Origin of the sequence: Motilibacter aurantiacus (genome assembly GCF_011250645.1) — a bacterium.
Classification (GTDB): Bacteria; Actinomycetota; Actinomycetes; order Motilibacterales; family Motilibacteraceae; genus Motilibacter_A; species Motilibacter_A aurantiacus.
This window is the reverse complement of sequence record NZ_JAANNO010000015.1, coordinates 63,369-71,017: the sequence shown is the minus strand read 5'-3', so window position 1 is coordinate 71,017 and position 7,649 is coordinate 63,369. Positions and strand designations below refer to the sequence as shown.

Genomic DNA, 7,649 nt, shown 5'->3' with positions numbered 1-7,649 from the left:
CTCACACTAGAACGGCTGCGGCGCAGAGGCAATGGCCACAGCGTTCCCACCGGGCGCCGCGGTCGTGCGGCAGGGCGCCCCTTCGGCGGCACCCGAGGCGGCGGGACGGCGGCCCGAGGCCCGCGCGCCGGGTTCCCGCAATGGCTCGGACCTGTAGCTGAGTTCAGGTAAGTGAGATTGTGCGAACTGCAGAACGGGAGTAGACGCTGGTCAGCGCCTGCTGGACCTCGCCCGCAGATGCTGCCGCTGCAGGGAGGACCGGACCGAGCTCTGGCGCACGACCAGCTCCACCGGCACGACCGCGTGCCGCTCGTGGGCCCGCCCCTCGGCGATCTGCTCGAGCAGCAGCTGGATGCTCCGTCGCCCGACCTGCGCGAAGTCCTGCCGCACGGTGGTCAGCGGCGGCGTGTAGTACGCGGCCTCCGGGACGTCGTCGAACCCCGCGACGAGGACGTCCTGCGGAACACGGATGCCCTCCTCGTGGAACGCGCGCAACAGGCCCAGGGACATCTGGTCGTTGGCGACGAAGACCGCGGAGACGTCCTTCATACGCGCCAGCTCGCGGCCGGCCGAGTAGCCCGAGGAGGGGCTCCAGGAGCCCTGCAGCAGCTCGGGCGGGGCCGCCCCCGCCCGCTCGAGCTCCTCCAGCCAGCCGGCGATGCGCCCCTCGGACTCCAGCCAGTCCGCCGGGCCGGAGACGTGGTGCACGGTCTCCGCCCCCTGCTCGAGCAGGTGCCGGGTCGCGAGCCGGCCGCCGTCGACCTGGTCCACGCTGACCGACGCCAGGCCGGGAGCGCTGCCGCCCTCGACGACGACGACGGGCATCTTGCCGCGCAGCTCGGCGAGCGCGTCGCCCGCCTCCCGCAGCGGCGCGATGACGACGAGGCCGTCGACCGACTGCTCGGCGAGCCGCTCGAGCGCGTCCCGCATGCTCATCACGTCGATGGACTTCAGGCTCGCGACGCTGACGAAGTAGCCCGCCTCCCGCGCCGACTGCTCGATGCCGTAGAGCGTGCTGGCCGGGCCGTACAACGTCGTGTCGAAGCTGACGACGCCGAGCGTCTGCGACCTGCGGGTCACGAGCGCGCGGGCGGCGGGGTTGCGCCGGTAGCCGAGCTCGTCGATCGCGACGAGCACCCGCTCACGCGTCGCGGGGCGTACGGACGGGGAGTCGTTGAGCACCCGGGAGACCGTCTGGTGGGAGACGCCGGCGGCCTTGGCCACGTCCCAGATGTTCGCCGGGCGGCCGGAGACGGCCGGGGCGCCGTCCCGTGAGGAGCTCCCGCTGCCGCTGGAAGCGACCACGTGGACCACCTCCGCCTGCGCACGCCGCTGATCGCGCAGGCTATACCAAAGCCGCTACGGGACGCGGGACCGTTCGTGCCCGCTCCCCCGAGCAGGTGGACGGACGAGCTGCACTTCGCCCGACGTCACGGCGCCGCCGGGGCCCGAGCCGGGCCGAGCCGGTCGCGGACGGCCGCTAGCACGTCGTCGACGCGGATGTCGCCCATGCAGCGCGGCTCGTCCCCGAAGGGGCAGCGCGCCGACCACCAGCACTCCTGTTCGGTGATGGCCGAGGGCAGCCGGACCGGGCAGCCGGGCCAGCCCTGCAGCGCGGTGCCGACGCCGGGCCGCAGGCCGTAGCGGCCGGCGGAGGTGGGGCCGTACAGCCCCACCGCCGGAGCGCCGACCGCCGTGCCGAGGCGTACCGGCCCGGTGTCCCCGCCGACGACGACCCCGCCGCGGCGCCCCACGGCCGCCAGCCGGGCGGCCAGCTCGCGCAGCCCGCCCGGCGGTATCGGCCAGCTCCCGGCGACCGGGGGCGTGGACCGGTCGACGGCGGACAGCACCGGGTGGCCGTCGTCCGCGAGCCGCTCGGCCAGCAGGCGCCAGCGGGTCTCGCCCCACTCCTTGACCGGCATGCCGGACCCGGGGACGAGCACCACGGGTGGCGGCCCGGCCGTCGGGGCCAGCGCCTCGACGTCCGCCTCCCCCGCCGCCAGCTCCTGGGCGGTCAGCTCCACCCGCAGCGGGGCCCCCGCGTGCTCGGCCGCGACCGCGCCGGCGTCGACGAGCAGGCGCACGAAGCGGCGGTCGACGAGCTCGCCGTCGGGGGCGCCCTGCCAGAGGTTCGTGACCGCCCACGGGGAGCGCTCCCGGCAGAGGTCGCCGATCCCGTCGTACGTCGTGGTGGTGACGACCAGGTCGTAGTCACCCGCGGCGAGCGCCGCCTCCACCGCCGCCCGCGGGGCGCCCTCGCTGTGGTCGGCAGTGGCCAGGACGCGGCCGACCAGCGGGTCCGCGGTCAGCAGCACGTCGCCGGGGGTGAAGGTGAGGACGTCGAGCCGGGCGGAGCGGTGGGTCAGCGCCAGCGCGTGCACGGCGGGCAGCGCCAGCAGCACGTCGCCGAACCCGCCGAGCAGCTCGACGAACAGGGCCCTCCTGACCGGCGGCGCGGTCATGCCCGCACCGGCGCCCCGGCCACGGTGGCGTACAGCTCGGCGTGGCGGGCGGCGAGGGCCGGCCAACCGCGGCCGGCGGCCAGCTCCCGGCCTCCCGCGGCCACCCGCGCGCGGAGCGCGTCGTCGGCCAGCACCCGCCGAAGCGCGGCGGCCAGTGCCGGGCCGTCCCGGCGCGCGGCCACCGTCACGACCGTCCGGCCGTCGACCAGCTCCGGGCTGCGGTCCTGCGCCTTCTCCGGCAGCGTCATGACGACCGGGGCCCCGTGGCTCAGCGCGGCGATCAGCGCGCCGCTCTTCGCGGTCACGCCGTGGGTGAGCGGCAGCACGGCCGCGTCGGCCGCCCGCAGCAGGCGCGAGACCTCGCGCGCCGGCGTGTGCCCGAGGAAGGAGACCGACTCCGCGACCCCGCGCTCGGCGGCGTGCGCCTCGAGCTCGGCCCGGAAGGCGCGCGCCTCGTCCTCGGGCAGCGCGAGCGAGGTGAAGCCGCCCGCGACCACGACGTGCAGGTCGGCGTACGCCGGGTCCGCCCGCAGCTCGGCGAGCGCGTCGAGCAGGTACCGCACGCCCTTCACCGGGTGGACGAAGCCGAAGAAGACGAGCAGCCGGGCGTCCAGGGGCAGGCCGAGGGACGCGGTGACGGCGGCCCGCGCCGCGTCCCGGCCGTCGCCCGCGTCCACCACGTTGGGCCCGATGGGGACGACGACGGGCTCCCGGCGGAGCCGGCTGCGGACCGTGGCGGCGTGGCCGGCGTTGGTCGTGACCAGCGCGGCACTGCGCGGCGCCAGGGCCAGCGTCTCCCGGTCCCACCACCCGGTGCGCTCGACCGCCCGCCAGACCGGGGCCGGCACCCGGCGCGGCCAGGACCACCAGCCGTACTCGTGCAGGGTGGTCACGACCGGCGCCTTCGTGTGGCGTCCCAGCATCAGCGGCAGCAGCCCGACCGCGGGCGACCAGCCGTACGCCGACGGCGCGAACTGCACGTGGACGACGTCGGGCGCGAGCTCGCCCAGGCGGCGGGCTGCGGCGCGTACGCCGGGCAGGTCCCAGCGCTCGCACACCCGGACGCACTCGGCGGTGGCCCCCGCAGAGGAGAGGACGACCGGCTCGACGTCCCCGTGCGCCGAGAGCCCCTCCGCCAGGCGCGCCACGTAGTCCGCGACGCCGTCCCGGTCCGGGGCGTAGCTGCCGCAGACCAGGGCCACCCGCATCCGCGCCTCCCGACGTGCTGCACCAGCGGCCGCCCCGCGGCGGCCGCCAGCCGAGGGTACGGGCCCGGCCGGACGCGGCGGCCCGCAGTCCACCAGGGTTGATCGCCGGCCTGCAGGGGTAGCGCTGACCGGTGCCGCGTTGCCTGCCAGCTAGCGTTCCGCCCGTGGCCGCCCCTTCGAACGCGACGCCCGGGCCCCCCGCTGGCCCCGGGCCGGTGCTCGGCGAGCACCCGGGCGCGCTCGCCGGGCTGCCGCTGGACTGGGCCGCGCTGCGCCGGGTGCTCGTCGTGCGGCCCGACAACGCCGGTGACGTGCTCATGCTCGGCCCGGCCCTGCGCACGCTGCGCCGCGCGGCGCCCGAGGCCCGCCTGGACCTGCTCGCCTCCCCCGGTGGCGCCGCAGCGGCGGCGCTGCTGCCCGAGGTGTCGGGCACGCTCGTCACCTCCCCGTCCTGGCAGCGCGCGGGTGTGGCGCCGGCACCGGACCCCGCCGCCGAGCACGCGCTCGTCGGGCTGGTGGCGGCCGGTCGCTACGACGCCGCCGTCCTCTTCACCTCCTTCTCCCAGTCGCCGTGGCCGCCGGCCTACGTGTGCTGGCTGGCCGGCGTGCCCCTGCGGGTGGGCATGTCCAAGGAGTTCGGCGGCGCGCTGCTGAGCACCTGGGTGCCGTCCCCGGAGGACGGCGTCCACCAGGTCGACCGGGCACTGCACCTGCTGGAGCGGGCGGGGGCCGGGCCGGCGGACGGCGCGGACCTGCGCGTACGCGTCCCGGCCGCGGCGGTCGAGTCCGCCCCGCACGTCCTGCGCGCCGCCGGCGTCGACCCGCACGCCCCGTACGCCGTGGTGCTGCCCGGCGCCTCCTGCGCGTCCCGGCGCTGGGAGCCCGCGCGGTTCGCCGCCGCCTGTCGGCTGCTCGCCGACGCCGGGCTGACGGTGCTCGTGGTGGGCACGGACGGCGAGCGCGAGCTGGTGGAGCAGGTGGCCGGAGCAGCCGGCCCCGGCGTGCTCGCGCTGGCCGGGAGGCTCTCCCTGACCGAGCTGGCCGCGGTGCTGCAGGCGGCGACGGTCGCGGTCACCAACAACTCCGGGGGCATGCACCTGGCCGACGCCGTGCGGGCGCCGCTGGTGGCGCTCTTCGCCGGCACCGAGGAGATCGGCCAGTACGCCCCGCGGTCGACCAGCGCGACGGTGCTCAACCGCCCGACGGCGTGCACGCCGTGCCGGGCGTTCCGCTGCCCGTACGCCCACGAATGCCTGGACATCGCGCCCGACCAGGTGGCGGCCGCGGCGCTGGGCCTGGCCGAGAGGCGGGCCGCATGAGCGCGCAGCGCTGGGAAGGCATGCTCTCGCGGTTCGGCGAGCTGACCGTCGCCGTCGTCGGGGACTCCTGCCTCGACGTCTGGCTCGACGGCCCGGCCAAGGGGCTCGCCCGCGAGGGCGTCGTGCCCGTGATCAAGGTCCAGGAGGAGGCGTACGCCCCCGGCGGCGGCGCGAACGCCGCCCGCGGGGTCGCGGCGCTCGGCGGCCGCGTGCGGTTCGTCTCCGTCGTGGGCGACGACGAGGAGGGCCGCCAGGCGCGCCGCCTGCTGCTGGCCCAGGGCGTCCCCGACGATCTCGTGGTGACCGCGGACGACCGCCGCACCGTGGCGAAGCGCCGGCTCACCTGCCGCGGCCAGCTCGTGGCCCGCTTCGACTCCGGTGACGTCGACCGCCTGTCGGCGCAGACCGAGGAGCGGGTCGTCGCCGCGGTGCGACAGGCGGTGGAGGGCGCCGACGCGGTGCTCGCCGCGGACTACGCCTGCGGCCTGTTCACCCCCCGGGTGCGCGAGGAGCTCGCCCGCGCCGCCCGTGCCCAGGGCGCGCTGCTCGTGGTCGACGCGCACGACGTCCGGGACTGGGCGGGCCTGCAGCCGGACGTCGTCACGCCGGACGCCGAGGAGATCGAGCTCGTCCTCGACCTGGACGAGAAGACCGCGTTCACCAAGGACAGGCTCGGCTTCCTGGAGGCCGCGTCGGCCCGGCTGCGCGCGGTCAGCGGGGCCGGCGCGGTCGTCGCCACCCTCGACCGGGACGGCGCGCTGGTGCTGCCGCGCGACGGCGCCCCCTGGCACGTGCCCACCGAGCCCGTCGCGGCCGCGGTGGGAGCGGGCGCGGGTGACGCGTTCGCGGCGGCGCTCGTGCTGTCCTTGGCGGCCGGCGCCCAGATCCCCGACGCCGCCCAGGTCGGGTGCGCCGCCTCCGGCGTGGTCGTGCGCCGGCCGGGCACGCCGGTCTGCCGCGCGGTCGACCTGCGCGCCGCCCTGCAGCACGCCGCGCCGTTGCACCTCGGGCGCGAGCGGCTGGCCGCCCTCGTCGAGGACGCGCGCGCCCTCGGCAAGCGTGTCGTCTTCACCAACGGCTGCTTCGACGTGCTGCACGCGGGCCACGTCGCCTACCTCGACGCGGCCCGGCGGCTCGGCGACCTGCTCATCGTCGGCGTCAACGGCGACGAGAGCGTCCGCCGGCTGAAGGGCCCGGACCGGCCGGTCAACGGCGTCGAGGACCGCGTCGCCGTGCTCGCCGGGCTCTCGGCCGTGGACTCCGTCGTGGTGTTCGACGGTGACAGCCCGACCGACCTGCTGCAGGTGATCCGGCCCGACGTCTACGCCAAGGGCGGCGACTACACCGAGGACATGCTGCGCGAGGCCCCGCTCGTGCGCGAGCTGGGCGGCGAGGTGCGGATCGTCGACTACGTCGAGGACCGGTCCACCAGCGAGCTGCTCCGCCGCGTACGCCGCGGCGCGACGTCGGACGAGCAGGCGTGAGCGCCGACGAGGGCTGGGAGCGGCTGCCGGTCGACGTCCTGCTGCCCACGGCCGGGCGACCGGCGCCGCTCGCCGTCACGCTGGCCGGGCTGCTGGCACAGGAAGCACGCTTCCGGCTCGTGGTCAGCGACCAGACGGCCGGCGCTCCCGCGTACGAGAGCGACGAGGCCGCGGCCGTGCTGCGCGTCCTGCGGCTGCGCGGGGTCGAGGTCGAGCTGCACTGGCGGCCGGAGCGGCTCGGTATCGCCGAGCAGCGGCACTTCCTGCTCGAGCAGGCCCGGGCCGACCACGTGCTCTACCTCGACGACGACGTGCTGCTCGAGCCCGGTGCGCTGCGACGCATGGTAGATGCGATTCAGGAACTGGGCTGCGGCTTCGTGGGCATGGCGCCCAGCGGGCTCACCTACGTCGAGGACGTGCGGCCGCACGAGCAGGAGGCGTTCGAGCTCTGGGAGGGCAAGGCCCTACCGGAGCGGATACGCAAGGGAATGCCGGAATGGGAGCGCTGGCGTCTGCACAACGCCGCGAACGCGGTCCACCTCGCGCAGCGGGTCGACGTGCCCGAGCGCGGCTGGGTGGCGTACAAGGTGGCGTGGGTCGCGGCCTGCGTGCTCTTCCGCACCGAGGCGCTACGGGCGGTCGGGGGCTACGGCTTCTGGCGCGAGCTGGGGGTCAACGGCGCGGGCGAGGACGTCGCCGTGCAGTTGCTGATCCTCGAGCGTTTCGGCGGGGCCGGGCTGCTGCCTTCCGGGGCCCACCACCTGCAGGTCGAGACCACGCTGCCCGACCGCGACACCGACGGGTACGCCCTGGTGGTCGAGGCGGCCGACGCGCGCTGAGGCTCCCAGGGAGCGCCCAGGGAACGCGCAGCGTGCCGGCAGCGGGACGTCAGCTCCGGCTCAGGCCGCGCGGACAGCCTTCTCGGCATGATGCCGATCACCTTCGCCACCCCGGTTGCCGTTCTCGTGCAGGACGGCCGCGCCGACCGCCTGCCTCTGCACGGCCAGACGCAGGAGCCCCCGGCCCGCGCGTCCGTCACCGCGCTGCCCGCCGCCACCGCCGAGACCATGCGGGTCATCACCTTCAGCTGGCGGGGGGACGGCCGCCACACGGCCGAGCCGGCCTGACCGCTCCTCCCCGGGAATCCCGGCCGGCGGCGTGCCTGTTGCCCCGGGC

7 protein-coding genes are annotated in these 7,649 nt (G+C 76.7%); 4 read left to right on the top strand and 3 right to left on the bottom strand.

Annotated features, from left to right (window positions below):
• Positions 1-210: 210 nt before the first annotated feature.
• The 3 genes from G9H72_RS18730 to G9H72_RS18720 all read right to left on the bottom strand — a co-directional run bounded on the left by G9H72_RS18730 (position 211) and on the right by G9H72_RS18720 (position 3,670).
• Positions 211-1,305: a LacI family DNA-binding transcriptional regulator gene (locus tag G9H72_RS18730; protein ID WP_331272420.1), complete on the bottom strand. Its 1,095-nt coding sequence runs from the start codon at positions 1,303-1,305 to the stop codon at positions 211-213.
• A 125-nt stretch (positions 1,306-1,430) separates the two neighbouring features.
• Positions 1,431-2,462: a glycosyltransferase family 9 protein gene (locus G9H72_RS18725; RefSeq protein ID WP_166173964.1), complete on the bottom strand. Its 1,032-nt coding sequence runs from the start codon at positions 2,460-2,462 to the stop codon at positions 1,431-1,433.
• Positions 2,459-3,670, bottom strand: coding sequence for a glycosyltransferase (locus G9H72_RS18720; RefSeq protein ID WP_166173962.1), 1,212 nt, complete (start codon positions 3,668-3,670; stop codon positions 2,459-2,461). The genes G9H72_RS18725 and G9H72_RS18720 overlap by 4 nt, the downstream gene beginning before the upstream one ends.
• 164 nt (positions 3,671-3,834) lie before the next feature.
• Between G9H72_RS18720 and G9H72_RS18715 the strand changes: the two genes are divergently transcribed.
• The 4 genes from G9H72_RS18715 (at position 3,835) to G9H72_RS18700 (ending at position 7,600) form a co-directional block, all read left to right on the top strand.
• Positions 3,835-4,989 (top strand): glycosyltransferase family 9 protein, encoded by a 1,155-nt coding sequence (locus tag G9H72_RS18715; RefSeq protein WP_331272419.1) that lies wholly within the window; start codon positions 3,835-3,837, stop codon positions 4,987-4,989.
• The gene (rfaE2, locus tag G9H72_RS18710; protein WP_166173960.1) at positions 4,986-6,473 is read left to right on the top strand and encodes a D-glycero-beta-D-manno-heptose 1-phosphate adenylyltransferase; all 1,488 of its coding nucleotides are present in this window, start codon (positions 4,986-4,988) and stop codon (positions 6,471-6,473) included. The genes G9H72_RS18715 and rfaE2 overlap by 4 nt, the downstream gene beginning before the upstream one ends.
• Complete coding sequence (locus G9H72_RS18705) at positions 6,470-7,312, top strand: glycosyltransferase family 2 protein (protein ID WP_331272418.1); 843 nt, start codon at positions 6,470-6,472, stop codon at positions 7,310-7,312. The genes rfaE2 and G9H72_RS18705 overlap by 4 nt, the downstream gene beginning before the upstream one ends.
• Positions 7,313-7,399: 87 nt before the next feature.
• On the top strand, positions 7,400-7,600 hold the full coding sequence (locus G9H72_RS18700) for a hypothetical protein (protein ID WP_166173958.1): 201 nt from the start codon (positions 7,400-7,402) through the stop codon (positions 7,598-7,600).
• The last annotated feature ends 49 nt before the right edge of the window (positions 7,601-7,649 follow it).